The sequence below is a fragment of the Metabacillus flavus genome (genome assembly GCF_018283675.1).
In the GTDB taxonomy this organism is placed as follows: domain Bacteria; phylum Bacillota; class Bacilli; order Bacillales; family Bacillaceae; genus Metabacillus_B; species Metabacillus_B flavus.
In genome coordinates this window covers 3,862,499-3,889,028 of sequence record NZ_JAGVRK010000001.1, presented here as the reverse complement: position 1 = coordinate 3,889,028, position 26,530 = coordinate 3,862,499, and the positions used below count along the sequence as shown (strand labels likewise).

The window sequence follows — 26,530 nt, the reverse complement described above, 5'->3', positions numbered from 1 at the left end:
TCGTAAGTTTGTGAGATTTTGTTCCATTTGGATGCATCTCACTCAATCATTCTGTCAGTATAGGGATATACAGGAGCAAATGTCCAGGAAATGTCTGTCTCAGGAAGGGAGAAATATTTATGCAAAATCAGCAGAACAATGAACTGAAACGCGGACTGGAGCAGCGTCATATAACGCTCATGTCACTGGGTGCTGCCATCGGAGTAGGCCTGTTTCTGGGCTCGGCTGCGGCGATTGACCTAGCCGGACCTGGAATCCTGCTTGCTTACGCGTTTGCAGGAATGATCATGTTCTTCATTATGAGAGCACTTGGCGAAATGGCGATACAAAAACCGGTAGCCGGTTCCTTCAGCCGCTATGCAAGAGATTATCTTGGTCCTCTGCCTGGCTTTTTAACAGGCTGGAATTATTGGTTTTTGTGGGTTGTAACCTGTATGGCTGAAATTACAGCCGTCGCGAAATATATGACGATGTGGGTGCCTGCAGAGCAGGTCGCACCATGGATTTGGGCACTTCTCGCTCTCATCATTATGACACTCGTGAACTTTCTCGCAGTTAAAGCATACGGAGAATTGGAGTTTTGGTTCGCCCTCATTAAAATCGTAACCATTATCGGAATGATCATTATCGGGGCCGGAATTATTTTCTTCGGAATCGGCAATGGAGGGATTGCAACAGGAATCTCAAACCTATGGAGCAACGGCGGCTTCTTCCCGAATGGAATTGAAGGGGTGCTTCTTTCCCTATCCATGGTTATGTTCGCTTTCCTTGGAATTGAATTAATCGGGGTAACGGCAGGAGAAGTGAAAAATCCTGAAAAAACACTCGCGAAAGCGATTGATACCGTATTCTGGCGTATCTTGATATTCTACGTCGGCGCCCTGTTTGTCATCATGTCCATTTATCCTTGGGATCAAATCGGAACGCAAGGAAGTCCATTCGTTCTTACCTTTGAGAAGCTTGGAATACCTGGTGCCGCAGGAATTATTAACTTTGTTGTTCTGACGGCAGCCTTATCATCATGCAACAGCGGAATTTTCAGTACCGGCCGGATGCTTTTCAACCTTGCCCAGCAGGATGAAGCACCAAAATCCTATGGAAAAGTGACGAAAAACGGAGTGCCGGGGGTAGCCATCCTAACATCTGCAGCGGCTTTGCTGATTGGTGTTGTGCTCAATTATTTCGTTCCTGAAAAAGCTTTTGTCTATGTTACGAGTATTTCTACATTCGGAGCAATCTGGACATGGGGAATCATCCTGCTTTCACAAATGCGCTACCGCAGAAGCTTAAACCTGGAGCAAATAAAAAATCTGAAGTACAAAATGCCGCTTTTCCCATATGCAAACTATCTGGCATTGGCATTCCTTGGACTCGTAATTGTCCTGATGGCATTTAGTGCCGACACAAGAATCGCATTGATTGTCGGACCAATTTGGTTTGGAATCCTGCTTGCCGTCTATTACGCAAAAGGCTTCCACAAGCGGAATCATCCGAATCCTCATAAACAAGTCAGCTAAAAAAAGAGCTCCTTCCGATACCGGAAGGGGCTCTATTGCTTTTTAAGGAGCATGATTTGACCAGCATGATAGATTACATGCTGGATTTTGCCATGAACCGTAATATAGATAGGTGAAAAATCCTCTATAATGGGATCATCCAAGCGATCTCCACTCACTGTCTTAAGTGCATCTGCCGAGTTTCTCATGAGACTGGCTTAGCAGGTCAAGGGGCAGTTTGCCAGCTGCCGGCATCGGCGGTTTCAATAGACGCCCAGTCCTCCTCAGGTGTCATAGTGGCAGGGACTCCATGCAATCTCTTCGTGACGGTTTCATTTGTTGCAGCCACATGAAGAACAATTTCCCAAATCGAGAGTGCATCAGGCAAAGGGTGTTCATAAGCTTTAGCAAAATCAACATCTTCCAGTGATTCCAACAAGGAAGGCCCGTGCCAGGCGCTTCCTTTGTACGCCCTCTCAAGCTGATCTGCGATACGCTCAAGCTCAAGAATTCCATCACTCTCCATCTAATTTAGAAAAGGAGAATTCCCGCTAAGCATCCAAGGCCATATCCGCTCATTAAGATTGCTGCTCCAAGGAAGATAAATAGGCTATATCGAATAAATTCAGGCTGTCTGTATACTAAATCTGCAGCTGTGCGAAAAGTTCTTTCCACTGTAATTCCTCCATCAATTTATTACCATATAGGTGAAGAATATCTGGATTTACAATGAAAATCAATAGGAAATCAAAAGAAAAAATCCTGTGCCTTAAAAACACAGGATTCTGGCTTATGCGATTGAAACGCCGACAAGTGATTCTGGCGGATGGCCTAAAGATAAGCGGCTTATTTTTGAAAAGCCAGTATCATGATAATGAGACAGAATTCTTTTCAATTCTGGAAAATCAGGATCATCCTTTAGCTTCTCGGCTTCTTTTTGATAAAGAAGAATGACTGATTTTTTGGCACTGCTCGGAAAATATCTGCCTGGTTCTTCATCAAGCAGAAGGCTGCCCATAAAATGGTGCTTAAATTGAAGCTGCCTAGTTAAGTTCACAAGATGAATCCACTGCGTGAATAGGCCCGGGTGCTCCTCTTTCATCTTTTCAAGATCTGCCTGCAGTGTCTTTAATTGTTCTATGCTCGAGATGGCTACCATTTGAATCCCTGCCTTTCTGAAATTAATGATCCCATGGCTTGCTAAGGGTAATATTTTTGGCAAGCTCCCTGCTCTTCGTTCTTCTTAGCTTTCTCATTTCAGCCCGTTCATTCGCGGTTTCATAAAGGAAAGTCTCTTCTTCTGTTTCCGGAATAACAGCGGGTACTTCAAGGGGCCGCTTGTTTTCATCCAAAGCAACGAAGGTTAGAAACGCAGTCGCTGCGATACGGCGTTCTCCTTTAATCATATCCTCGGCGATCACCTTGCAGAAGATTTCCATTGATGTTTTTCCTGTATAGGAAACAAAAGACTCAATGCAGACCGAATCGGTTTGATGAATAGGGCACAGAAAATCGATCGAGTCTGTTGAGGCGGTCACACACTCTTTTGCCCGTGCGTGCCGTCTTGCTGATAAGGTGGCACAGCTATCCAGCTTTTTCATCAGTACACCGCCGAATAACGTGTTGTAGTTATTTAAATCGCACGTTAATACTTGATCTGTATTTACGATGCGGCTTTCTTTCGCTCGTTTTGCTTCCATGTCGTCAGATCCTTTCCTTCTAAAGCACTCTGTTGTTTATACGGCTAGTGTAGTATGAGAAAAATTGTAAGTAAAATGGTTATTTTTTATTCTGACTATTCAGTTTGTCTATGTAAACGCTTCGATTTTTTATCTGATCCTCTTTTTTTATATAAGCTCTATTAAACTTGGCTGTTGATTGCAGCTAGCAGTCGCTCGCTTATCCTTGGGCGGGCGGTGGGCCTCCTCATGGCTTCGCCACTGCGGAGTCTCACTCCTTCCGCACCAATCAACAGGTGTTAATAATCAACACCATGCTTTAACATAGCCTTTATATAAGTTGATTTGTATGGATATTAACGTCAAAAAGCGGCCCTCTTTTATTGTCGAGGAACCGCAAATTTAATGCTGATTTAATTGCTTCTGGGCGTATTGCAGCCATTCTCTTGCTGCATAGGGAAGATAGTGGTCTTTTCTCCAAATAACTGCAAGGTGCCAGCCCATTGATGGGTTTACGATTTTTACAGAACGTACTTTGTCTGAGAGGTGACAGCAAATACTCTCGGGAAATAAGGCAACTCCAAGCTTGCAGGCAGCCATCTCCTCAATAAACTCCCACTGGGAGCTCTCCGATACAACCTTTGGATGGAAGCCCGCACGATTGCATGCAGAAAGGATGCGGTCATGAAGAACAAAATCCTTATTAAAAAGTATAAAGGGTTCAATTGCAAGCTCTGAAAGCTCAATTTCATCCCGGGCAGCAAGCGGGTGATCAGGGTGCAGAACGACCCGGAAATCCTCTTTCATATAGGATAGACACTCAAATTCATCTTCATTTGCCGGCAGGACAACGACCCCTGCATGGAGACCTCCGGCTGCTACCTCTTCTTCGATTTTTTTAGAGCCATCCTCCACAAGGTGGAAGGTGATATTCGGGTATTTTTCATGAAAAGATCCGATCATTTTAGGGAAAAAGCCAGTGTCAATAATGGGTGGAAGGCCGAGCCGGATGACTCCTTTTTTCAGGTTGAGCAAATCGTCAAGCTCCAGCTGAAGATTGCGGAAAGCTTGATCAATCGACTTCGCCTGCTCATAAATGACCTGACCGGCATCCGTCAAAACGAGTTTTTTGCGGGAACGCTCAAATAGCGTTACTCCCAAATCCTCCTCAAGATTTTTGATCATCTTGCTGATGGTTGGCTGGGTGATGAACAAGTGATTGGCCGCTCGTGTAAAGCTTTTGAATTTAACGACTTCAATAAAATATTGCAGATGCTTGATATCCATGTTCTTCACCCTCTTTTCCGTTCTTCTTTAATCTTAGCAAAGATTGCTTCCTTCTTCACAAAGGTTTTTGCAGGATTGAAAAAATAGGAATATACTAATTTTGTCCTGCACTGGAAACCTCGATTCGTTCAGGTGCTCAATGAAATTTGCTATTAAAAGTTTCGCTTCATAATGATTGGAAAGCGGTGAGGAAAAAATGAACATGGAAAATATCGCAGACCGTGCAAATACTACGAGAAGAAAGCTGCGCTATCAAACAATCGACACGATTTTAAATGAATTTGACGGGGAAATAATGGGCCTTAACCGTGAAATGAGAGCCGAAAAATATCGAAAAATGGCAGAGAGTCCATTTCGTTTTTACAGGGGCAGCGCTTATTTATTTTATTTTGATGTAACGAAAATCCCTTTTTCTTTTCACACCCCGGAAGACAAACCAATTTGGATTCAGGGAGATCTGCATATTGAGAATTTCGGTGCCTTTCAGAATGAGAAGGGTGACTTTGTCTACGATGTAAACGATTTTGATGAAGGGACAATGGGTTCCTATCTATATGACGTGCTTCGGATGTCGGTCAGCATAGCCTTGTTTTGTCAAGCAGAGGGATACGATGATCAGGAGCAGGAAGAGCGGATACGAACTTACTTAAATGCATACTGTCAGCAGATGAAACGCTTTGCAAAAGGCAAAGATGACCCTGTGACCCTCTATTTTACGGCAGATAACACGAAAAATCCGGTTCGTAAATTGCTGAAAAAGCTGAAGAAAAGAAGAATGAATAAATTGCTTGATGATTTTACAGAAATGAATGTGGATGGCATCAGACGATTTAAGTGGTCTGAGGAGATTTTGTCAGCAGATGAAGCAGAACGGGTAATGATTCAGAATGTGTGGGAGGATTACATCCGGACCCTTGATGAAGCAGACCAAAAAGATTTAGCATTTTATCACATCAAAGATATAGCAAGAAAACAGGGATCAGGTACAGCTTCGATCGGACTTGACCGCTTCTATGTATTGATTGAAGGGGAAAAGGGGGAGCAGGATCTGGATGACCTGGTTTTAGAAGTAAAAGAGGTTCGTGCTCCGATCCCAGGCTTCTTCCTTCCTGCAGGGAATGATTTTTGGGAAGAACATTTCCATCAAGGAGAAAGAGTTATTGCTACACAAAAGGCGATGCATCATCATGAGGATCCGTTTCTAGGGTATGTTACGATGGATGGCCGCCATTTCTATATTCGTGAACGGTCTCCTGTTAAAAAGAAGCTGAAAGCTAAGCATATTGAGGGCCCTCAGGCTATGGATGAAGCGCTAGATACGATGGGAAAAATAACAGCAAAAATCCACGCCAGAGCGGATGCAGATTTAGAAGATTCGTTTATTTGTCACCACAGTGAAATCGAGATTGCTAAAGCGATTGGACCTGATACCGGCCGGTTTACGGATCAGCTTTCATTTGCAGCGATGACGTATAAGCGACGGGTGAATGCGGATTATGCCCTCTTTTGCGAATGGGTAAATTCATTCTAATTGTAGGAACGAAGGCTGTTAGGGCCTTCGTTTCTTTTAATGTTTTCCTGCTACTGCCAAATCTTCTCCCTCATTTTCGACAGTTTTCTTTCATATCTTTCAAGTTTTGCCCATTGTGAGGGTTCTCTTCTTTTTCCTTCCTCTTTATCTTCTATTTTCCCTTCTCATTCAGATGCGTTTTCGATCAATCGGAATTTCCATATCTTGATGCATTTTATATTTTGTCACATTCCAAAAATATACACTTCTCTCTTATTGGCATAGATAAATAGTGGATAAAAAGATTTTTTTATTCATTATTTTTGGAAAAAACACGATGTTTACACTATTGTTTACTTGTATACAAAGTGTTTTCTTTTGTGTACTTTATTGTATACATGTAAACAAAGAGGTATACATGTTGATTTAACAGTATGTGTACAATAAAGTATACTTGTTTACAAAATAAGTAGAATTGTATACGGAAAAGTATGCATGTACACAAAAATGAAAACGTTAAAACCTGTATTGAAAGAAAGCCTTTTATGTATTACCTTTAAAGTAGACCATGTAAGCGAATGGTATATGGAACTTTAATGAAGAAGGGAAAGTTGACTATGAATCTTTCTAGAATTGCAGCAGTCGATGTCGGGAATGACGCAGTTAAAGCATTGTTCGGAAAACTAGACTCAGAACTATACATACCAAATGTGATTGCAAGAGATTTAGAAGATCGTCCGGTTATTGGAATTGAAGAATTAAACGAAAAAGACCCTCTGGAGAACATTCACATCCGTGTGCACTCCCCTGCCCTGAAAGAAAACAACGTAATTTATCGAGTAGGAAGCCTTGCTGCGAAGAGCAATAATTCCACGGAGCTGGACCCTGGAAGCAGCAAATCCGAAGAGGATCAGACGCTTGTTATGCTGTTTGCTTCATTAGCTCTTGATGCAGTTAACGGCACAGTGGAAAAAGGCTTTAAGAAAAACAATCAGGTAATTGATGCAAATTATACGCTTGGAACCGGTCTTCCTTTGAGAGAAGTAAAAGAAGGAAAAGATGTCGGGTACCGCTCCCAGCTGCTTGGTTCTGTTCATCAAGTAGAATTCCTGGTAACACCGAAGTATCAAGGACTGAAAGTTAATATCAAGTTTGATGAAGTGAAAGTTTATCCGGAGGGATTTGCAGCGTACGTTAATCTTGTCATGGATAATGACTTGAACATTATTAATAAAGATTTGATTGATAAGCGGATCCTCATCCAGGACATCGGCGGGCTTTCGACAGATATCGCTGTAATCCGCAACCGTAATGTGGATGATGATAAAGCGCAAGGTTTTAACTTGGGAGTTTCAGAATCTCTTGAGGCAATCAGAGAAGAAATTCTTACGAAGCATGGTGTGGAGCTTGATAGCCGCAGAGACGTGGTTGAAATCATCACCCGCAAGAATGACCGCAACCACATCATGGTAAAAGGAAGCCGTACAAGCGTACATGATATTACAGACCGTATTCTTTTAGAATTAGCGAAGAAACAATATCGCTTCCTGCGCAATGTTTGGCAGCGCAATTCTCAAACGGAGATCTGCTACTTTGTAGGAGGCGGGGCATCTGTATTGAAGGATTACCTCAAAGCGCTCAATAACAATCTTGATGGCTATAATATTGAGTTTTTTGAAGATGAAAAAGAAAGCATCTGGATGATGTCCAATGCTTACTACAAACTGATTTCGGATTTTGTCCGCAAAACAGCTAAACCAGAAAAAAAGGATGAAAAGCAGCCGGCTTCCTCATCCAAATAAGGTGATGACTAGATGAAACCGTCGGATAAACGTATTGAGCGGGGCCAGGCGATCACGTTCAGGGTCCCCTCTGATACTCCCGATCACCTTCTGAAACAGCTATCAAAGCTGAAGGAAATGGAAAAGCGCAATTTTTCCAGCAGAATTGGAGAGTTTGTCATGAAGGGAGTGAGCGAATCCCTCTCTAAAGAAAGGCAAACTCTTACAATCCCCCTTCCCCGCCAGCTTACGAAGGAACAAAGAAACTGGCTGAAGCATGAGCATTCAGAAGCTCTTCTCGGAAGTATGATTCATCAGCTGCTTGCCAATCCGGTGAGAGCGACTGCGCTTCTTGCCTCAATGAACAGCCATACGCTGGATCCTGATGAACTGATTATGTTTGAGGATCAGACAGGGGCAGCGCTGGAACAGGAGGAGCCTGAAATTAAGGCCGTTCCTGCTGAAGAATATTCCTTTGAAGATGCAGATTCCGGAGATGATGATCTGGAAAGCTTCAGCTTCGATCAAATGCAAGACCAGATTCGAAATCAAGAACCTGAGGAAGAAAAGGAAGAGAGCGCAGAGGATCTTCTTGGAGATTTCCTGTCGAGTATGAATAAATAAGGCTCCCATGATGGGAGCCTTTTTAATTTAGAGATTTCAACTCATTATTGCCTAGGAAATTCCCTCTGCAAATTCAGAACCTTAGGATTTTCCCCGTTTACACCGCGTTCCATTATTTCGATTACAGTGAGGATCTCTTCGTCTGTAACAGGTTTTGGCTGGTGGTGAACGATTGTCTCGTAAAGCAAATCGTAAATTCTGCCGTAATCCCCTTTAGGTGTTGTCCATGATTCTTGATGATCATTCCCATTTTCGGAATATGCAATTTTAGCGTAAGCATTTTGCGGGTCTTCTCCAAATCCGGATTCATCAGGGGTTCTTCCGGCGAAAAGGTCTTTTTCCTGCTGGTCAATGCCGTATTTCATAAAGCTTCCGTTTGTCCCATGCGCCAAAAATTTAGGGTATGGGGCTTTCACAAGATGGCTCATTTTTAAAATGAATTTTAGTTGGCTATAAAACAATTCAATGTGAAAGTAATCATCGGCATTATTAGAATTCCGGACAGACCGGATATCATAATAGACCTTTTCAGGTCTCCCGAATAATGATACTGCCTGATCAATAAGGTGGACGCCGAGACCATAGACCGCTCCATTATAGCGGCTGCTGCTGTTTGCATCAGGTGCATCGGGATTATAATAATCAAAGTGGGATTCAATCTCTGTCACTTTCCCTAATCGGCCGCTGTCCATGACTTCCTGGAGTGCAAGGAAGTCCGAATCAAATCTCCTGTTCTGATATGGCATGATAACAAGGCCTTTGACTGCGGCAAGTTCCAGCAGCTCTTTGGCTGCATCCCCTGTAAAACAGAATGGCTTTTCAACCAGCACATTTTTTCCGTGCTGAAGGCATGCTTTTGCAAACTCATAATGGGTATCATGTGAAGTGCAAATAGTGATAAGGGAGATTTCTTTATCATCTAGAAGCTGGGCCAGTTCATAAACAAACTCAATGTTTTTTTCTCTATATGGCTTCTCCATATCCGGTTTTGCTGTACGGCTGTAAATTTTTTTTACTTCATACTGATTTCGGATTAATACATATGGCAAATGAAAAATCGTGGTGCTTTTCCCGAATCCGATAAAACCCATTTTAAGCGTCATATTCAGCCCTCCGTCTAGTGGTAAAACGTTTACAGCAATAGTGTAGCAGAAAGAGCGGACACAGGATAATATGTTATACTTTGCAATTAGAGAAGCTGAAAAAGCTATTACATGACACGGAGTGATTTCATTGCAAATAAAACTTCAAACAAAACCTGCTTCAGCCAAGCTCTTCCAAAAAGGGTATCCCCTTGTTGAAAAAGAAGCAGTGGCGAATCCGGGCGTCCTGCAGGAAGAAGGGGAGATTTTTACGCTGACGGACCCAAAAGGGACATTTATAGGGACAGGCTATTATGGTAAACAAAATAAAGGAATCGGCTGGATTTTGTCCTTCAGGAGAGATGAATCAATCGATCAGTCTTTCTTTGATAAAAAAATAAAGGCTGCTTCAGACTATAGGTCTTCCATGCTGAAGAGTGAAGATACTACAGCTTTTCGCCTGTTTAACGGCGAAGGGGACGGAATTGGCGGTCTAACCATAGATTATTTTGAAGGCTACTGCCTCATCAATTGGTACAGCAAGGGAATTTACGCGTTTAAAGAGCAGGTGCTGGCCGCTCTTCAGAAATCAATCAATCCAAAGGGAATTTATCAAAAGAAACGGTTTGACGAAAAAGGCCAATACATTGAAGAGGATGATTTTGTCACCGGCGAGGAGGCACCATATCCTCTTCTGGTGAAAGAAAACGGGGCAAAATTTGCGGTTTATTTGAACGAAGGTGCAATGGTCGGCGTGTTTTTGGATCAGCGCGACGTTCGCAAGGCCATTAGAGATGCCTATTCGAAGGATAAGACGGTTTTGAATATGTTTTCCTACACTGGAGCATTCTCTGTGTTTGCTGCGCTGGGAGGGGCTTCTAGGACGGTGAGTGTCGATGTGGCAAATCGCAGCCTTCCAAAAACTATTGAGCAATTCAGCATCAATGGAATTGACCATGAAGCACAGGAGATAATCGTAGAGGATGTTTTTAAATATTTTAAATACGCAGCCAAGAAAGAAAAAATCTATGATCTGGTCATCCTTGACCCTCCAAGCTTTGCAAAATCCAAAAAGCATACATTCAGTGCAGCGAAGGATTATAAAAACCTGCTAAAGGATACAATCAGCCTGACTGCACGAAATGGTGTGATTGTTGCCTCAACAAATGCCAGCAATGTGAGTGATGAGAAATTCAAAGGTTTTATCGATCAAGCCTTTAAAGAATCAAATGCAAAGTACAGCATTCTGGAAAACTATAAGCTTCCAAAAGACTTTCGGACTAGTCCTCAATACAAGCAGGGAAATTATTTAAAGGTTTATTTTATAAAAGTAACTGCGAAGTAAGTTTAGACTGGCATATTGCCTGTCTTTTTTTTGTTAATTTTCACACACTGGTATGATTGATAACGGCTCGAAGGTTATTGAACACTCATGGGCTGCGGTAAAAAAATATGTAAAAAGAAGGTTATTTTAGTTTTATTTCCCTTTTCCTGGGTATAGGTATATCAGACCTCATCCGCCTTCATAAACAGAACTAAAGTTGCAGCACTAATTGCTTATTGTTAGCAAAGATTGTCGAACGTATAGTATTCATCTTTGTGTTTACTTATGATGGTTAGGTGATTTCCACGATTTAGTAAAAACTTACATAATACAGGGGGTATTGAGTTTCATGAATAACAATGATAATCGAACAGGAAGATCTGAAACCGCTGCTGCAACTGAGACCGTTACAAGCAGACAAATGGGGAAATTTCCGCTGAAATGGGTCATTGCGGGAATCGTCGCTTTTTTAGTTATCGGAGGAACAGCGGCCTACGCACTAATTTTTAGCAAGTCACCTAAACAGCTTTATTTATTCTCGGAATTAAAGACTTTCCAAAAGGCAGCAGAGGATTTTGAAGATCAGAATGGCGAACTTGCTGATTTTCAGGAAAAGTTTGCAGAAATGGCCTCCAGCACAAAAACAAAAGTAACAGGCGGTGTTGAGGCCGAAGGAGTATTGCCTCCCGAATTTGAAATGATCCAGGAAATTATAAATGAGGCTGCCATTACAACGGATGTTGAGCAGGATCCAAAATCAGATAAGAGCTTCACTAAAGCAGGCATTGCCATTCAGGGAGAAAATCTTCTTGATATGGAAATTTACCAATCGCCTGAACAGGTTGCTGCAAAAATACCTTCAATTTATGAAAAGTACCTCTATCTGAATTCAGATGAATACGGCCAGTTCATGAGGCAGGTAGACCCAGCATATGCCGGACCTGAAAAGCTGAACTTCCAGCCGCTTACGATCAAAGATTTTGAACTGAATGAAAAGGAACAGAAACACCTTCAGGATACCTATGCATCCTTCTTAAATGAACAGCTGAAGGATGAATTTTTCACGAAAAAGGATAATGTTTCTTATGAGCATAACGGCGAAAAGCTGAGTGTAACCCAGGTTACTATGAAGCTATCAGAAAAAGAAACGAAAACGCTGATTACTCGTTTACTGGATCAGATGATTAAAGATAAAGAGCTTCATACTATTATAGCGAACAGAGTAGTGAAAATCGGGAATACGGGCGCCAGCCAAATGGATATGATGGACCCTGAAACAGTAAAATCTGATTTCGTGGATGCGTTGAAAGATGCAAAAGAGGGCTTGAAGGATGCAAAAATCCCTAAAGGATTTACATCCGTGCTGATGGTAAACGGCGATGAACTGGTCATTGACCGCAAAATGGACCTGGCCGTAACGGACACGGAAAGCGGATCGGAAAATACTATATCCATTCACACGATGGACGTCCCTTATGATGGGGATAAGAAAAGAGACCAGGAATTTAAACTGGATTTAGTCTCTGATAATGAGGATGAGGGCGCGTCGATCCTGTTAACGAACAAGATTTCAAAAACAGATGATGCAAACCGGACAGAGAGACTGAAAGGCAAAATCAGCAGCAACGATCCTGCAGCTGAAGGATCCTTTGATTTCTCCATGAAATCTGATTTTTCCGGAAAAGATCCTGCAAAGCAAACCATTTCACGCGACTTTTCATTAGGTTCTGAAGAAGGATTGGATTCTCCGCTGAAAATTGAGGGTAATGTAACACAAAAGCAGGATGTAAGTGTGAAGGACAACTACAGCAACCAGCTTTTTGAAATTAAACTCAATGGTGGTGCAGATATGGCAGAAGGATCCGTTTCTTTAAAGATTGATACGAAGACAAAGCTTAAGAAAAATGCCGATATCCCTGAAGTGAATCTGGACAGTGAAGTCAATATCAATAACATCACACCTGCTCAAATGACAGACATCCAAATAAAAGCCGGCACTAAACTGCAGGATCTTATGCTGCAGCTTGGAGTCATTTAAGTTAAGCAATGCGATCTTTCCTTTATATGGCGCTGTTCTTTCTGAAAGGCGTCGTCCGAAAATGGAAAACTCTTATTCTTCTGTTCGCTGTCCCGCTCATCCTTATGGGCGGTTCAGCTTATATTGCGGCAAAGGCGTTCACGGATAAGGAACGCCTTGACCCGTTTAAAGCCGCGATAGTGGACCAGGATGAGACCTTTCAGACAGGATATGTGATCAAACAGCTGACGGACAATGAGGAACTGACTCGTGTAGTAAAGCCGGTTGTAACAACGGAAGCGAACGCAAGAAAGCTGCTGAAAGAAAATAAAATCGCCGGCATGGCTATTTTGCCTGAAAACTTCAGCCAAACTATTATGAATGGCGAAAATGTTCCGCTTACGGTGATTGGAAACGAAAATAAGCCTCTTCAGGCCTATTTATTCCGCCAGGTCATGGAAAGTGCGGCAGATTATACATCGGCTGCTCAAAGCGGAATTAACACCGTCTATGATTTTATGCTTCAGGCGGATCTTTCAAATGAAGTCAGGAAGACAGAATATAAAAAGGATGTCCTATCCTTTTCCTTGCATGCTCTTGGAAGAAATGAAGTATTCGAGGAAACGGAAGAAGGCAGTTTGTTTCTTGAAAATATCCTTTCCTACTACGGAATATCAATTTTCACACTGCTGCTTATGGTTTGGGCCTATCAAATCTTATTGTTTATGCGGGGGCAGATTACTTCCGGAATACGGACGCGTTTGCTGCTTTACAAAATGAGTGCTTGGAGATTGAGCCTTTCAGAATGGCTGGCTGCGAGCGTTTTCCTGATTCCTTTGCTTGCGGCAGGGGTGTATGCCTTAAAAGCAGGTCATATTTGGGACGGAGAACGCCTGCTTGAAACGGGGGCAGGAACGATCCTTATTTTACTGATTTTTACGGCGCTATTCGGTTTTATATCATCAATTTTCACAAGCGACCGGCTGTTTCAAGTTGTATCCACCGTATTCATCTCCACCGGGTGTGTACTGGGCGGGCATTTTATTCCATCCTTCTATTTGCCAGCCTGGCTTGAGCCATACTCCTTATTCTCAATCAATACCTACACCCTGGATCTGGCTTACTCTCTTTTCAGTGGCGGAAATACTGATTTCAGCCCTCTCCTTTTTCTGTTATGCGCCTTAATCGCTCTGATTGGAATGGGTGCGATTCTAAGAGAAAAGAGATTGGAGGCGAGGGGATGAGAATAGCGCAGCATACATTCATGCAACTACTGAAAAAGCCATTCCTGCTTCTTCTCCTTCTCTTTTTGCCGGCTGCCGCAATATACGGTTTGAGTGAATTTACAGGAAATGTGGAGAAGGATTTGAGTGTACCGGTAGCTATTGTGGATCAGGACCGGACTGATTTTTCAAAAACCTTTATAAGCAGGCTGAAAAAACAGGAACGGATCAAGGTTTCTCAAACGACCGAATCGGTTGCTAAGGACTTATTGCTAAGAGAAGAAACGGATACGGTTTTCATTATTAAACACGGCTTCAAACAATCAATTACGGAAGGTGAGAGGGAAGGCATTATTGAAATGCGGACCTCCCCTTTATCGGTAGCTTCAGGTGTGGTTAGGGAGGTAGCTGCAAGTGAAGTGATCCGTTTCACATCCAGCGCTAAGGCTGCAAAACGGGTGGAAAAAATCGCAGAGAAATACAAAGGAAATTTTAGATCTCCGGAGGAAATCTGGCAGGAGGCTTATCATTACGCAGATCAGCAATGGGAGCCAAAGCCGCTCATGACGATCCGTTATGTCCCTGCAGAAGAGAAAAAGAATGCAGACAGGGAGTCCGATTCCGGATCGGGGATGCTTGAATCTCCAGCTAGAATATGGACGATAGCAGCCTTGCTCTTATGCATGTTCACGTGTGACTGGATTCCAAAGGAAAAGGACGTTCTTTATAAACGCATCCAGACTACACCGGCAGGGCTTAATGCTTATATTTTGCAATCCTTCATCGCGTACCTGGCTCTGAACGTGATCCAGGCTGCAGTCAGCTGGTGGATGATCAGCAGACTTGAAAGCGGAACTTCGATTACGCTGCTCATTCCAATGGTATTCTTTATGATGCTTGGCTTATCTGTCAGTTTTTTTCTCGCAAGCATCTCACCGCATACAGGTAATTATTACACGGCAAGTACCGTGTGGATTTTTACAGTCAGTCTGCTTGGAGGAAGCGTGGTCCCTGCTGGTGAAATTCTGCCGCAGCTGAAAACCCTGCAGGAATGGCTGCCGCAGGAACCCGTGCTGAACTGGGAGCTTAAAAATGCCTCTATCTGGCTGAAGCTGGTTCTAACAGCAGCCCTGAGCAGTCTGCTCATCTTTATTTCAATGTCTCGCTTAAGGAGTACCCGATGATTGATATTGATAAGGTCACGAAAACATATGGAAAAAAGCATCCCCTTAAAGAGGTGTCTCTCACGATCTCCAAAGGCGAGGTATTTGGACTCCTTGGCAAGAACGGAGCTGGTAAGTCTACACTACTCTCCATTCTCGCGGCGATTGCTTATCCGGATTCCGGAACGGCTCATATTAACGGCATGGACAGCAGGAAACAGAAAAGAAAGGTCAGGGAATGCATCGGCTATGTACCACAGGAAATTGCTCTTTGGGAGCAAAATACCGTGAAGGAAAACATGATCGTATTCAGCAAGCTGGCCAAAATCAAGGCATCAGAAGAGAGCTTAAAGAAGCTCTGTTCGGATGTTCAGCTCGAGGATCAGTGGGATGAGAAGGTAAGCAGACTCTCTGGGGGCATGAAACGAAAGCTCAATATTGCCGCAGCGCTCATTCATCAGCCGGATATTTTACTGATGGATGAGCCGACTGTCGGAATCGACCTTCAATCGAAGCTTGAGATTAACCGTCTCGTTAAAAGGCTTGCTGATGAAGGAAAAACAATCGTTTATACGACCCATGATCTAAACGAAATTATGACTTTGTTCAGCAGAATTGGCGTTTTAAAGGATGGGCAGTTTTCTTTTATTGGAACGGCGCTTGAGGCGAAAGAGGAATACGCCGGCGAAGCCTCACAGGAAGAGTGGATCTATAATCTTCTGAACAGGTAACAAATGAGCGTTGCCCTTCCACTGAAAAAATCGTTTAATAAGAGAATGGAAGAAAACGAAAGCAGGCGGAAGTTTGAGAATTAATAAATATATGAGTCTCCCAGGGCACTGGTCCAGAAGAGAAATAGACCATTTCATTGAAGAAGGCTGTATTACGGTAAATGGCAGTGTTTGTATGCCCGGTCAGGACATTTCAGAGGAAGATGTTGTTCTTGTGAAGGGGAAGCCCATTCCTGAAAAACCCAAGCCCGTCTATATCGCTTTAAATAAGCCTCCAGGCATTGTGTGCACAGCTGTAAGGGACGTGCGCAATAACCTTATCGAATACATGAATTATCCGGTAAGGATTTTTCCTGTCGGACGTCTGGATAAGGATTCCCAGGGACTTTTGATCATGACAAACGATGGCGATATTTCGAATCGGATCCTTCGCTCTGAGAACAGTCACGAGAAGGAATATGTGGTGACCGTCAGCAATCCTTTCGGGGATGAATTTCTGGAAATGATGGGAGCGGGTGTTGCCATTCTTGGGACGGTGACCAATCCGTGCCAAGTAAGCCGAGTATCCTCTGACACGTTCCGGATTATTTTAACTCAAGGGCTGAACAGACAAATCAGAAGAATGTGCAAGGAGCTCGGCTTCTATGTAACCAGGCTTGAAAGAATCCGGATTATGAACATAAATCTTGAAGGGATTGAGCTTGGGGCATGGAGGCAGCTTACGGACAATGAGATGCTTACTTTATTTGAGAAGCTATATGGTGAAACAAGGGAAATTACGTCAGGAAAGTAACATTAACAAAAACAGGGTGACGCATTTTAGCGTTCCCCTGTTTTATTTTAAAATTTGAGTCAGGCTGATTGAAGCGGAAGGGCGACACTCCGGCGGGAGCAGCGGGACAGGTGAGACCCCGCAGTCGCGAAGCGAGGAGGAGGCTCACCGCCCGCCCCTGGATGAGGGAGTCCTGCAGCGGAAATCAGCCCAAACAAATCTAAGTTAAATAGCAAGTGGTATATCTAAGATGCTTTTTGGACAGCCTCTTGTTCATTCATTTTTCCAAATTAGCCATTCCTGCGATTCCAGGATTTGAATGAATTTTGTAAGCCGGGGTAGAACTGGCTCGGCATCTTCTCCGAAATGGGTACTCATGCTCTCGGCCAGATCCGCCACGGTGGAATCATCCTTCATTTGTGAGAGGACATATGTTCCATACTCGTCCATCTGAATCGTTCTGAAGGCAGGCTGTTTCAGGAAACGGATCGAGAATCGTTCAGCCCAGTTCGTCCGCTGAACGATTAGAACCCCTTTACCGCCGTCCTTCATCTGCAGTTCAACATGATTAGCAAGAAGAGGAACCAGTTCAAGCAGGTTCCTCTCTTTTTTCTTATTAAACACGTTTTTTGCTGCCTTTAAAAGATACATACCCAAGCAGTACCGCTAAAAGAAGGAAGAGGATAAACGGAAGCAATGCACTAGGGAATAAGGCATTTTCCGGAATGTTTACTTCGAAATACAGCAGGATCGCAATGACAACTCCAATAAGAGCCTCTCCTGCAATCAGACCGGATGCAAACAGGGTTCCGCGGTCTGTACGTTCAGCAAGAGCTTCTTTGGTTTTCGAGAATTTCTCAATGAAGAAGCGGACAAATCCGCCAATCATAATCGGTGTGCTTACGTGAACAGGCAGGTAAATACCAACCGCTACGACAAGAGAATTCATTCCAAAGAACTCAAGTGTTACGGCAATTGCCGCACCGATAAAAATCAGATCCCATGGAAGATCTCCGCCAAGAACCCCTTCAGCCAAAATTTTCATCAGGGCTGCTTTTGGTGCTGGAAGATCCGCTGAACCCATTGTGTACGCATTATCCATCAAGATCAGAATAAATCCGATCAGGGAACCGGATGCAACGACACCAATCATCATCGCAACTTGCTGCTTCCAAGGGGTTCCTCCGACAATGTAGCCGGTTTTTAAATCCTGAGAAATATCCCCTGCAACAGCAAGGGCTGTACAGATGATTGCAGCTACGAGCAGGGCAGCAACCATTCCTTCCATGCCGGAGAATCCGGTCGCTTTATACACAACCGTAACGATAAGCAGTGTCGCGATCGTCATTCCTGAAACAGGAGAAGAAGAGCTTCCAACGACACCGACAATACGGGAAGCAACGGAAACAAATAGAAATCCGAAAATCGCAATGGCAATGGCGCCAATGATTCCGATTTGAGTAACAGGAACGAACGCGATAATCAAAACAAGGGCAAGGATACCGATCAATACATATTTCATCGGAATGTCCTGCTCTGTCCGGATTGGCGCAGCCTGGAGCTGTCCTTTGTTATCACGAACGCCTTTGAAGGTTGCGAATGCAGAACCGAAAAGGGTTGGAATAGATTTAACCAAGGTAATCAAACCGGCTACTGCAACTGCTCCTGCACCAATATAGCGGATATAGCCTTCCCAAATACCCCATGCATCCAATTCGCTGATCGGGGCATCAGCAGGGAAGATCGCGGCGTCAGAACCGCCTCCGAAGAAGCCGATTGCCGGAATCAGAACGATCCAGGCAAGAAGTCCGCCGCCAAGCATTTGCCCGGCAACTCTCGGTCCGATAATATAGCCGACACCGAGAAGGGCAGGAAGTGTATCAATCCCGACTACGGCATTTTTAAAGTTTGTAATGCCGGTTTCCACTTCCGTTTTGAACAGTTTAAACCCATCGCCAAGTGCTTTAAACCCTCCGCCGATTAACAGGCCGATTCCAATCAGCTTCGCACTGTTTCCGCCTTCTTCACCGGATTTAAGCACTTCAGCACAGGCTGTCCCTTCCGGATAAGGCAGGATTTCATGCTCTCTGACAATTAAAAGCTGGCGAAGAGGCACCATCATAAATACACCAAGAAATCCCCCGGTAAGGACAACAAAGATAATCAGCCCCTGGCTGACATCCACATCCCAAAGAAATAATGCAGGGAGGGTGAATACCGCTCCGGCTCCAACAGCCTCTCCTGCTGTGGTCATCGTTTGTACGATGTTGTTTTCCAGAATCGAATTCCTTCTGAATAACCCTCTTAGAATCGCCATTGAAATAACCGCAGCAGGAATAGATGCTGATACCGTTAAGCCAATCCGAAGTCCCAAGTAAGCATTCGCTGCACCAAACACGACCGCTAAAATAATACCAAGAACAATAGCGGTTACAGTCAGTTCGGGCAAAGATTTAGAAGAAGGAACGTAAGGGACAAATTTATCACGTTGTTTCGAATCATCTGACAATTTACTCGCCACCTATAGTTATAGTAAAAAAACATTTATAATGTTACCACTGTTTCTCGAATATCAAAAGTGTTTTTTTTAGGAGGGTATGAAAAAAAATTGTGGAACTAGTATATAGAAAACGCATCTGCTAACTATTCCCCCTTTTGTCAGCAATTATTCTGCTACGCGTAAATTGGAAGGGAGCGTTGTTTGTATGGAATTGGTCAATCCTGTTCGAAATTCTTTACGGTATACGGAAGATGATGCAGGTATAACGGAGCTGCTGCCAAGCTACCGGGTGGATATGCGACATGCAAAGGAAAATGAAAAGTTTTTTAATGCGGGGCTTGTTAGCGATTGGTCAAATTTGACCTGGAAAGAAGCCGGGAAGCCGTATGAAGTGAAAACCGCCGCCAAATCCAAACGCGAGTATGAACGTGAGAACGGGGAGATGTCCGTAAAAGCTTCCTGGGAATTCTTCAACCGGTCCTTTCACGAATGGTTTGTGAAGGATGTGCCGGATGAATTGACTCAAAGCAAACGCGAGCTGAAGCAGCATCTTTCCAGATTCCGTTTTTCAGAAGTTAAAGAAGCATTGGGCGAAACGGTTCGCTTGTCCTTATGGAACTATGCACACCGAATCGAGGATGGGGTCTGGGATCCACGTGGCAAGCGCGCGCTGTTTGAAGGACTGGCCGTCCATAAACCGAGAATCCTCTTTCTTGGCGCTGCAGAAGGGTATGAGGCGATGCAGCTGTATGCTATGTACCCGGGCGGTGAGATTGTGATGGCCGACTATGATGAATTCTGCAAAACCGACCGATTCGGCCATTTTCCTGATACATATCCCTTCCTGGGAACAAATCCTGAGACCGGTTACATGAAGGTATGGTATAAGGATCAGATGAATATCACCTATTTAGTTGAAGATATCAGGAATTTACATTTCGGAAAAGAATTCGACATTGTCTTAAGCGTCGGTTTGTTAGAGCATTTTCCGGATGAGCTGAAGCATGAGGCGCTGGATTGGCACCGCAAATTTTTAAAGCCGGGAGGCTATGTCATTATGACAACACCGAGGCTGCAAATGAAATCCAAGCTGTTCTACACCATCATGGCCGATGTAATGAACCATACGTACCGCGAGCTCATGGATATCCGGCAGATGGGGCTCTATGTGTATGAAGGAGGCTTTGAGATTCTCCGTCATGGCTTCATTAAAGTTCATAATGGGATTGTGGCAAAACCGCGCTGAATGGGAACTTATTTCCTTTTGGATCGTATAGCATATGGGAGGCGGTTTTTTGAAAAGATGGCTGGCGTTTTTATTTTTAACAGGTGCTGTAACTCTTTCTGCAGGCTGCCAATCTGGAGAATCTGGGGAAGCCGCAGCCCAGAGAGTTCTTGCAGATGGGAGACACACATTCGTTGGAGACAATAGCGCAGTAGGCGGGATGTTAAGCCAGCTTCCAGGCAGCCAGTATGTAAAAACACTGCAGCTTCATACGAAGGAAAAGCCTTATGGTCTGACGGTCACCTACGGGCTGAATAATGGTCAAAATGAAACTTCATTTGAAAGCAGCTGGGATGCGGAAAACAGTGAAAAGGTTCTGCTGAACAACGCAGCCTCCCTGCTCATTTTAATTGAAAATGCAGAATGGGCTGAATTGAAAATCGAAACCAAGAAGCCTATGTTATTAAAAGTGACAAAAGATGAGCTTCAGTCCCTTTTTGGTGAAGATTTATCCAAGTATGCAGACGATCCGGAAAAATGGAAGAAGGACGTTGCCGATCGGATGGCAAAAGGAGATCTGGAAATTACAAAATTTTTGGAAACTCATCTAGCAGAATAGCAGACCCTCTATGTTAAAATAGAACCATAAACAGTTGAAAGGAAGATGTACATGTTTGGAAAAGTAGCATCAGATATGCTGGGACTCAGTGATATTGGGAGCGTCATCAAGCCTGCCGATTATGACAAGGTGGACGCAGATGATTACATCCTGCACGAAGAGAACGAACGGATCTTTTTTCTGATCAAATCCAAAGCCGATGAGTATTGCTTCACAAACCGCGCCCTTGTTCATTTGGACGGAGCAAGCGCTGCAAGCAAAAAGCGGACACTGAAGAGATATGAATACCGTGCAAATAAAATCTCAGAGGTCTTTCTCGAAACGGCAGGAACGGTAGATTTGGATGTAGAGATTAAATTTAAGCTGGGGAATACCGCGTTCTCAATCGATGTACATAAAAAGCATCTGGAAGAGCTGAAAGATTTATACAAAGTCTTAATCAAGATTGCTGAAATCAACCGCGAAAGCCACCAGGCGCTGGAGTATGCAAAGCAAAGCCTTCAAATGGCATCCTCTACCCTAGGCAATATGAGAAGCACAGAAGGCAGCCTGTCCGAAGAGTTCAAAAAAGTAAACCAAACCGCCTTCAACTGGCTCATGGATACGAAAAAGCAATACAGCATCAGAGATTTTGGCTATGTGTTTGAGAAATATATAAATAATTAATGAAAAACCCAGCTCCTGGCGATAAGGAGCTGGGTTTTTTGGTGGTTTAGCAGTTTTGTGTTTTTGACATCCGGTTAGTTCGTGTTGAAAAGAGAGTAAATCGGTGGCCAATTAGTATATATCGACCGAAATAGGGATATATCGGCTGTTATTTGGATAAATCGACCGAAATAGGGATATATCGGCTATTATTGGGATATATCGACCGAAATAAAATTATATCGACTTTTCGACTGAATTCGACCCTCACCAGAAACGAACGGGCGAACCACATATACCATTTATCAGCACTTACCGCCGGCCAGCTTCTTCCTCAGCATCCAGCTCCCGGATTTCCTCCGCTGTAAACGGGCGGGACCGGCTCAGGAATCGAACTCCTTCCACTCCTTCGAGCGAGAACATGCCGCCTCTGCCATCGACCACGTCAATGATGACCTGAGTATGCTTCCAGTATTCGTATTGTTTTTTATGAATATAGAAGGGGCTGCCGCCAATTTCTCCAAGCAGAATGTCCTGGCTTCCGATGAGAAGATCCCCCTCGGGGTAGCACATCGGCGAACTGCCGTCACAGCAGCCGCCTGATTGGTGAAACATGATTTGACCGTGCTTCTCCTTCAGCTTTTCGATTAATGCGATCGCCGTTTCTGTCGCAGTAACGCGGTCGGCCATTTTGTTATGCACCTCCGTTTTTAAAAGAAACCAAGTTTGTTTGTGCTGTAGCTGACGAGCAGATTTTTAACCTGCTGGTAGTGGCTGAGCATCATTTTGTGATTTTCCCGTCCGATTCCGGACATCTTGTACCCTCCGAAGGCAGCATGTGCCGGATACTGATGGTAGCAGTTTGTCCAAACGCGGCCGGCTTCAATGGAACGGCCAAAATGGAAGGCAGTGTTCATATCCCGGGTCCAGACACCAGCCCCAAGGCCGTATAATGTGTCGTTCGCCATGGACAGGGCATCATCTGCGTCCTTAAACGTAGTGACGGATAGGACCGGTCCGAAGATCTCTTCCTGAAAAATTCTCATTTTATTATTTCCTTCAAAAATTGTCGGCTGAATATAGTACCCCTCAGAAAGGTCGCCATCCAACTGATTCCGTTCGCCCCCGACCAGGCACTTGGCTCCCTCCGACTTCCCGATTTCCAAATAAGAAAGGATTTTTTCCATTTGTTCTGATGAGGCCTGGGCTCCCATCATAACGTTTGGATCGAGAGGGTTGCCCGTTTTAATCGCTTTAACCCGCTCAATGGCGCGTTCAATGAATTGATCATAGATCGATTCCTGTATGAGGGCGCGTGAAGGGCATGTACACACTTCACCCTGATTCAGGGCAAACATGACGAAGCCCTCTACGGCTTTATCGAGGAAAGCATCATCTTCCCTCATGACGTCTTCAAAGAAGATGTTTGGAGACTTTCCTCCAAGCTCGAGTGTAACCGGAATAATATTTTGGGAAGCGTACTGCATGATTAAGCGGCCTGTAGTGGTTTCACCGGTAAAGGCGATTTTGCTGATTCTGGGGTTAGATGCAAGCGGCTTGCCTGCTTCCAGTCCATAGCCGTTCACAACGTTCAATACTCCATCAGGCAGAAGATCACCGATCAGGTCCAGCATAAACATGAGTGAGGCAGGAGTTTGTTCGGCAGGTTTTAAGACAATGGTGTTTCCGGCAGCAAGTGCAGGAGCAATCTTCCAAGCAGCCATTAGAATAGGGAAGTTCCAGGGGATAATTTGTCCGACAACACCGAGCGGCTCGTAAAAATGATAGGCAACCGTATCCTGATCAATCTGGCCGATGCTGCCTTCCTGGGCTCGGATGACGGAAGCGAAATAACGGAAGTGGTCCACGGCTAATGGAATGTCGGCGTTTAATGTTTCTCTAACCGCTTTTCCGTTTTCCCACGTTTCCGCAAGGGCAAGTTTTTCAAGATTTTCTTCCATGCGGTCTGCAATCCGGTTAAGAATGAGAGAGCGCTCTGTTACAGACGTTCTGCCCCATGAATCCTTGGCTTTGTGGGCGGCGTCGAGAGCAAGTTCAATATCCTCTTCCGTTGACCGGGCAACCTGACAAAATACCTTGCCGGTTACAGGAGTAATATTTTCAAAGTACTCCCCCTTTACAGGAGGTGTCCATTTTCCTCCGATAAAGTTGTCATAACGGTCTTTGAACTGAATAATGGAGCCTTCCGAATTTGGAAATTTGTACATGCTTCATTTCTCCTCCCGTGTATGTAGTTCAACAGACTGTAATCGCTTACAATCTAACTTTAGAGAAACATGTATTTGGAAAATTGTCAATTATTAGACTTATAGAAAATACCGGCTCCACTAAGGAGCCGGTACCCGGTTCATTTCTATTATGATTTAAAGAATGGACCATAGTTTCTGCGGTTATGCTGCACGGATACCCATTTAACCGTTGTGAATTCTTCCAAAGCCCATTCGCCATTGAATCGGCCAATCCCGGAATCCTTCTCTCCTCCGAACGGCATGTGCGGTTCTTCATTTACAGGCTGGTCATTGACGTGAATCATGCCAGTGTGAATTTCATGGGCAACAAGTGTTGCATGCTCGATGGAAGCAGAGTGCACAGCACCGCTTAATCCGTATGGCATCGCATTTGCCATTTCGATTACTTCCTCCTCGGAATCAAAGGAAATTAATGCGGCTGCCGGTCCGAAAATTTCGTTCACGGCAATCGGCATATCATTTGTAACGCCGGTCAAAACGGTAGGTTCAAGAACATTTCCTTCCGCTTTACCGCCAAGACGCAATTCTGCACCTTGTTTCACGCTCTCGTTTACATCTTCTAAAATGCGGTCAACCTGGCCGCGGTTAATCAGCGGACCTACTTTTGTATCGGCTTCAGCAGGGTTTCCATATTTTAATTCTTTTGCTTTTTCAATGAAACGCTCAGCAAATTGATCATAAATGCTGCTGTGAACAAAAATGCGGTTGATGGCCATGCAAATCTGACCTTGGTGATAAAATTTTCCGAAGACAGCCGACTCTGCTGCCTGTTCAATGTCCGCATCTTCAAGCACGATAAATACGTTGTTTCCGCCAAGCTCAAGAGCTGTTTTTTTCAATTCTCCGCCAGCAAGCTTGCCGATCCGGCGCCCTACTTCTGTGGAACCGGTGAATGAAATGAGGCGGGGTGTTTTATGTGTCACCATATCATCCCCGATTTCTGATCCGCGTCCAACAACCGTGTTAACCAATCCTTTAGGCGCACCAGCCGCTTCAAAGAGACTTGCGAATATAAGCCCTCCTGTAACGGGGGTTTCAGTAGCCGGTTTAATGACCACACTATTGCCAGTAGCAATGGCAGAAGCGATGGATCTCATCGCTAAGTGAAGCGGGAAATTCCAAGGGCTGATCACTCCGACTACACCAAGCGGTTCGCGATACACCCGGTTCTCCTTGCCAGGCGTTTGTGAAGGGAGAATTTTGCCTTCCATTCTGTAAGGGAAGGTCGCGGCTTCCTTCAGTACGTTCATGGCTGCACGGTATTCTGCTTCTGCTTTAAAAACAGTGCTGCCGGATTCTTTAACAAGCCAATCTGTGAAGATCTCCTTTTGTTCATCCATAATTTGGACAGCCTTTTCAAGCAAAGCCCGTTTCACTTGCGGCAATTCTTTAGCCCATTTTACTTGAGCCTGCTCTGCCGCTTTATACGCATCGTCCAAATCCTGTTTTAAAGCTGGCTTAATCTCTAAAATGTCCTCTTGATTGAAAGGATTTATATTTTTAATCGACCGGTCGCCGGAACCTGATTTCCATGCTCCATTGATATAAATTTTGCTGAAATCTGTATTCATCTAAAACCGCTCCTTTATTTTGTACTATTTTTTTGAAACTAGTCTAAAATGTTGATGCCCTCACTCTACCATTGATGAGGAAACATTGTAAACTAACTAGACTTATATGGTCTAAAATGTTGTAATAGGAACAGCTCACTTTTACAGAAAGGCGTGAGGAAGAATGCGAAAAATAGATGACGAACAGCGCGATGTAATGAGAACGTCTTATGCAAAGAAGCTGATGAACGTGATGCGGACACAAGGCTTCAGCAAGATGACCATCCAGGATATGGCTCAGCTCATGAATGTCAGCAAAGCCACTTTGTACAATTATTTCTCATCAAAGGAAGAAATTATTCAAAAGGTAGGGGAAGTGTTCACCGATTATATGCAAGAGGTGGATGAAACCCTTCTAAATATAGAGTTCAGCTACACATACCGGTTTCAGAAAGTATTTCAGCAGGGAGCACTTTCTGCTATTTATACTTCCGGAATCTTCATGAGGGATTTAAGACAAAGCTGTCCGGATATTTATGAGGAGATTACAGCGGGAAGAAAACGGAGACAGGGGCACATAAAGGAATTTTACGAGGAGGGAATAAAGGAATGTGTTTTCCATTCCATCAATCCTGCGCTTCTCATTATGCAGGATGAAACAGCCTTTAAACGCCTGCTCAATCCAGTTTTTCTAATGGAAGAAGGATTATCCGTCAAGAAAGCCTTGTATGATTATTACGAAATGAAAAAAATCCAGCTGATTAAGCCGGAGATCATTCAGACAATGGATGATGGACCGATGGAGGAATTGATCGGGTACATTTTGAAAAAGATGCAAGCGTAAGAAGCTGCCTGTGATGGGTAACGGGTTCGGTTTTCGAATACAAAACTAAAAATTACACATCAAAAGGAGAGCCAAATCGTATTGATTTTGTAACTCCTTCTTTCTTGATTTACCGGCGTTTTTGCCGATAAATCTTCATAATTTGTAATACAAAATGCACCCTAAAATGTAGATGACAGAACTTTCTG

25 protein-coding genes are annotated in these 26,530 nt (G+C 43.9%); 14 read left to right on the top strand and 11 right to left on the bottom strand.

Annotation, left to right across the window (positions count from 1 at the left end; translation table 11 throughout):
* Positions 1-119: 119 nt before the first annotated feature.
* A complete protein-coding gene (locus J9317_RS19805) occupies positions 120-1,517 on the top strand; it encodes an amino acid permease (protein WP_211561802.1) in 1,398 nt (465 codons plus the stop codon).
* Positions 1,518-1,722: 205 nt separating this feature from the next.
* On the opposite strand, the gene J9317_RS19800 is transcribed toward J9317_RS19805, so the two are convergent.
* The 5 genes from J9317_RS19800 to cidR all read right to left on the bottom strand — a co-directional run bounded on the left by J9317_RS19800 (position 1,723) and on the right by cidR (position 4,462).
* Positions 1,723-1,932 (bottom strand): hypothetical protein, encoded by a 210-nt coding sequence (locus tag J9317_RS19800; protein ID WP_211561800.1) that lies wholly within the window; start codon positions 1,930-1,932, stop codon positions 1,723-1,725.
* Between the two features lie 95 nt (positions 1,933-2,027).
* Positions 2,028-2,171 carry a hypothetical protein gene (locus J9317_RS19795; RefSeq protein WP_211561798.1) on the bottom strand — a complete coding sequence of 48 codons (144 nt, stop codon included), beginning with the start codon at positions 2,169-2,171 and terminating at the stop codon, positions 2,028-2,030.
* Positions 2,172-2,286: 115 nt separating this feature from the next.
* A complete protein-coding gene (locus J9317_RS19790; RefSeq protein WP_211561796.1) occupies positions 2,287-2,655 on the bottom strand; it encodes a hypothetical protein in 369 nt (122 codons plus the stop codon).
* Between the two features lie 22 nt (positions 2,656-2,677).
* Positions 2,678-3,196 carry an acyl-CoA thioesterase gene (locus tag J9317_RS19785; protein ID WP_211561794.1) on the bottom strand — a complete coding sequence of 173 codons (519 nt, stop codon included), beginning with the start codon at positions 3,194-3,196 and terminating at the stop codon, positions 2,678-2,680.
* 381 nt (positions 3,197-3,577) lie between these two features.
* Positions 3,578-4,462 (bottom strand): cidABC operon transcriptional activator CidR, encoded by an 885-nt coding sequence (gene cidR / locus J9317_RS19780; RefSeq protein WP_211561792.1) that lies wholly within the window; start codon positions 4,460-4,462, stop codon positions 3,578-3,580.
* A 202-nt stretch (positions 4,463-4,664) separates the two neighbouring features.
* Between cidR and J9317_RS19775 the strand changes: the two genes are divergently transcribed.
* From J9317_RS19775 to J9317_RS19765, 3 genes are all read left to right on the top strand, one after another.
* On the top strand, positions 4,665-5,993 hold the full coding sequence (locus J9317_RS19775; RefSeq protein ID WP_347880542.1) for a DUF2252 domain-containing protein: 1,329 nt from the start codon (positions 4,665-4,667) through the stop codon (positions 5,991-5,993).
* A gap of 596 nt (positions 5,994-6,589) precedes the next feature.
* A complete protein-coding gene (locus tag J9317_RS19770; RefSeq protein ID WP_211561788.1) occupies positions 6,590-7,774 on the top strand; it encodes a ParM/StbA family protein in 1,185 nt (394 codons plus the stop codon).
* A gap of 12 nt (positions 7,775-7,786) precedes the next feature.
* Positions 7,787-8,377 carry a hypothetical protein gene (locus J9317_RS19765; protein ID WP_211561786.1) on the top strand — a complete coding sequence of 197 codons (591 nt, stop codon included), beginning with the start codon at positions 7,787-7,789 and terminating at the stop codon, positions 8,375-8,377.
* 44 nt (positions 8,378-8,421) lie between these two features.
* Here J9317_RS19765 and J9317_RS19760 read toward each other — a convergent pair whose 3' ends face one another.
* Entirely contained in the window at positions 8,422-9,480 is a 1,059-nt protein-coding gene (locus J9317_RS19760) for an oxidoreductase (RefSeq protein WP_211561784.1), read from the bottom strand.
* 124 nt (positions 9,481-9,604) lie between these two features.
* On the opposite strand from J9317_RS19760, the gene J9317_RS19755 reads away from it, so the two are divergent.
* The 6 genes from J9317_RS19755 (at position 9,605) to J9317_RS19730 (ending at position 16,710) form a co-directional block, all read left to right on the top strand.
* Complete coding sequence (locus tag J9317_RS19755; protein WP_211562524.1) at positions 9,605-10,804, top strand: class I SAM-dependent rRNA methyltransferase; 1,200 nt, start codon at positions 9,605-9,607, stop codon at positions 10,802-10,804.
* 328 nt (positions 10,805-11,132) lie between these two features.
* Positions 11,133-12,821 carry a DUF6583 family protein gene (locus J9317_RS19750; RefSeq protein ID WP_211561783.1) on the top strand — a complete coding sequence of 563 codons (1,689 nt, stop codon included), beginning with the start codon at positions 11,133-11,135 and terminating at the stop codon, positions 12,819-12,821.
* Between the two features lie 8 nt (positions 12,822-12,829).
* Positions 12,830-14,044, top strand: a complete 1,215-nt coding sequence (locus tag J9317_RS19745) for an ABC transporter permease (RefSeq protein WP_211561782.1) — start codon at positions 12,830-12,832, stop codon at positions 14,042-14,044.
* Positions 14,041-15,207, top strand: a complete 1,167-nt coding sequence (locus J9317_RS19740) for an ABC transporter permease (RefSeq protein WP_211561781.1) — start codon at positions 14,041-14,043, stop codon at positions 15,205-15,207. The genes J9317_RS19745 and J9317_RS19740 overlap by 4 nt, the downstream gene beginning before the upstream one ends.
* Positions 15,204-15,917 carry an ABC transporter ATP-binding protein gene (locus J9317_RS19735; RefSeq protein WP_211561780.1) on the top strand — a complete coding sequence of 238 codons (714 nt, stop codon included), beginning with the start codon at positions 15,204-15,206 and terminating at the stop codon, positions 15,915-15,917. Before J9317_RS19740 ends, J9317_RS19735 begins: the two co-directional genes overlap by 4 nt.
* A 73-nt stretch (positions 15,918-15,990) precedes the next feature.
* A complete protein-coding gene (locus J9317_RS19730) occupies positions 15,991-16,710 on the top strand; it encodes a pseudouridine synthase (RefSeq protein WP_211561779.1) in 720 nt (239 codons plus the stop codon).
* 252 nt (positions 16,711-16,962) lie between these two features.
* Here the strand turns inward: J9317_RS19730 and J9317_RS20960 are convergent, their stop codons facing one another.
* Positions 16,963-17,313, bottom strand: coding sequence for a PqqD family peptide modification chaperone (locus tag J9317_RS20960; protein WP_211561777.1), 351 nt, complete (start codon positions 17,311-17,313; stop codon positions 16,963-16,965).
* Entirely contained in the window at positions 17,306-19,198 is a 1,893-nt protein-coding gene (locus J9317_RS19720) for an OPT family oligopeptide transporter (protein ID WP_211561773.1), read from the bottom strand. The genes J9317_RS20960 and J9317_RS19720 overlap by 8 nt, the downstream gene beginning before the upstream one ends.
* 196 nt (positions 19,199-19,394) lie before the next feature.
* Here J9317_RS19720 and J9317_RS19715 point away from each other — a divergent pair, with 196 nt between their 5' ends.
* The 3 genes from J9317_RS19715 to J9317_RS19705 are packed head-to-tail and all read left to right on the top strand — an operon-like array spanning position 19,395 to position 21,699.
* Entirely contained in the window at positions 19,395-20,435 is a 1,041-nt protein-coding gene (locus J9317_RS19715) for a class I SAM-dependent methyltransferase (protein ID WP_211561771.1), read from the top strand.
* Positions 20,436-20,484: 49 nt separating this feature from the next.
* Entirely contained in the window at positions 20,485-21,033 is a 549-nt protein-coding gene (locus tag J9317_RS19710) for a DUF4825 domain-containing protein (protein WP_211561769.1), read from the top strand.
* A gap of 51 nt (positions 21,034-21,084) precedes the next feature.
* A complete protein-coding gene (locus J9317_RS19705) occupies positions 21,085-21,699 on the top strand; it encodes a PH domain-containing protein (protein ID WP_211561767.1) in 615 nt (204 codons plus the stop codon).
* 291 nt (positions 21,700-21,990) lie between these two features.
* Here the strand turns inward: J9317_RS19705 and J9317_RS19700 are convergent, their stop codons facing one another.
* The 3 genes from J9317_RS19700 to J9317_RS19690 form a co-directional block, all read right to left on the bottom strand.
* Positions 21,991-22,368, bottom strand: a complete 378-nt coding sequence (locus tag J9317_RS19700) for a DUF779 domain-containing protein (protein ID WP_211561765.1) — start codon at positions 22,366-22,368, stop codon at positions 21,991-21,993.
* A gap of 20 nt (positions 22,369-22,388) precedes the next feature.
* Positions 22,389-23,906, bottom strand: a complete 1,518-nt coding sequence (adh, locus tag J9317_RS19695) for an aldehyde dehydrogenase (RefSeq protein ID WP_211561763.1) — start codon at positions 23,904-23,906, stop codon at positions 22,389-22,391.
* 149 nt (positions 23,907-24,055) lie between these two features.
* The gene (locus J9317_RS19690) at positions 24,056-25,519 is read right to left on the bottom strand and encodes an aldehyde dehydrogenase family protein (RefSeq protein WP_211561761.1); all 1,464 of its coding nucleotides are present in this window, start codon (positions 25,517-25,519) and stop codon (positions 24,056-24,058) included.
* Between the two features lie 163 nt (positions 25,520-25,682).
* Between J9317_RS19690 and J9317_RS19685 the strand changes: the two genes are divergently transcribed.
* Positions 25,683-26,342 (top strand): TetR/AcrR family transcriptional regulator, encoded by a 660-nt coding sequence (locus J9317_RS19685; RefSeq protein WP_211561759.1) that lies wholly within the window; start codon positions 25,683-25,685, stop codon positions 26,340-26,342.
* Positions 26,343-26,530 lie beyond the last annotated feature (188 nt).